Annotated in this window: 2 protein-coding genes; one reads left to right on the forward strand and one right to left on the reverse strand. The window is 63.2% G+C overall.

The window, feature by feature from the left end:
- Nucleotides 1-551, forward strand: a 551-nt coding sequence (locus AC01FP_RS17665; RefSeq protein ID WP_474482035.1) for a WcaF family extracellular polysaccharide biosynthesis acetyltransferase, incomplete at its 5' end; no start/stop codon positions are given.
- Here AC01FP_RS17665 and AC01FP_RS17670 read toward each other — a convergent pair.
- Nucleotides 545-1,190: exopolysaccharide biosynthesis polyprenyl glycosylphosphotransferase (locus AC01FP_RS17670; RefSeq protein ID WP_474482037.1), on the reverse strand; the 646-nt coding region annotated here is incomplete at its 5' end. The two genes, AC01FP_RS17665 and AC01FP_RS17670, sit on opposite strands and share 7 nt — an antisense overlap.

The following is a 1,190-nucleotide window of genomic DNA, read 5'->3' on the forward strand; positions in this document are numbered from 1 at the left end:
TGCAGGATCTCAGCGCCTTCCGGCAGCCTGATGGCTTCCGAGGCAGGCCAGCCTGGTTCTGCCAGCTCTGGTGGCTGGTGCAGGCTCTGCTGGTCTGCCCCAGCCCCCAGGCGGCCTTCGCCTGGCGCGCCTGGTGGTGGCGACGCTTCGGAGCCCGCCTCGGCAAGGGCACACTCATCCGTCCTGGCGTGCGCCTCACCTATCCCTGGCGTTTTTCAGCCGGCAACCACGTGTGGATCGGCGACAACGTGCGCCTCTATAACCTCGCCCCGATCTGTGTGGGCAGTCACAGCGTGATCTCCCAGGGCAGCCATCTCTGCGCCGGAGATCATGATCCCGCTGATCCTGCCTTCCCCATCCGGGCACGGGCGATCCACGTAGGCGGCCAGGTGTGGATCGCCGCCGATTGTTTCATCGGGCCAGGTGTGACCATCGGTGATGGCAGCGTCATCGGAGCCCGCAGCGTGGTTTTTGGCGACATGCCCGCTGGGATGATCTGCTTTGGCCATCCTTGCCGCCCGAAACGCCAGCGGCAGGCTCAAGTTCAGTAGGCCTGAGGGCTGCTCCAGCGCAGTAGCGTAAGAAACAATATTTTAAAATCTAGAGCCAGCGTCCAGTTGTGGATGTAGTTGATATCTGCCTGGACGCGGCGCTCCATCAGATCAATCGTGCTCGTTTCACCGCGCAGGCCATTCACCTGGGCCCAACCGGTGATCCCAGGCCGCAGGGCATGGCGGCGCATGTAGCTCGAAACCCTCTGGCGGTAGAACTCGTTATGAACCGCTGCATGGGGCCTGGGACCCACCAGGCTCATCTCTCCCCGCAGCACGTTCAGCAGCTGGGGCAGTTCATCGATGTTCCAGCTGCGTAGCAGGCGGCCCACGGGTGTCACCCGCGGATCCTCCCTGGTGGCCTGGAGCACCACAGCATCATTTTCCTGCACCCGCATCGTGCGGAACTTGAAACACTGGAACGGTTTGCCGTTGAGCCCGTAGCGGCGCTGCAGGAACAGCACAGGCCCCGGCGAATCCAGCCGCACCGCCAGGCTAATTGCCGCCAGCAGCGGGCTCAGCACGATCAGCAATAATAAAGCTGCCATCACATCGGCCGCTCCCTTCAGCAACCGTTGCGGTGAAGCGTGATCCACATGCCAGAGCATCATCGCTGGCAGCTCACCCAGCTGGCAGGGC

The sequence above is a fragment of the Cyanobium sp. NIVA-CYA 375 genome, from assembly GCF_056108345.1.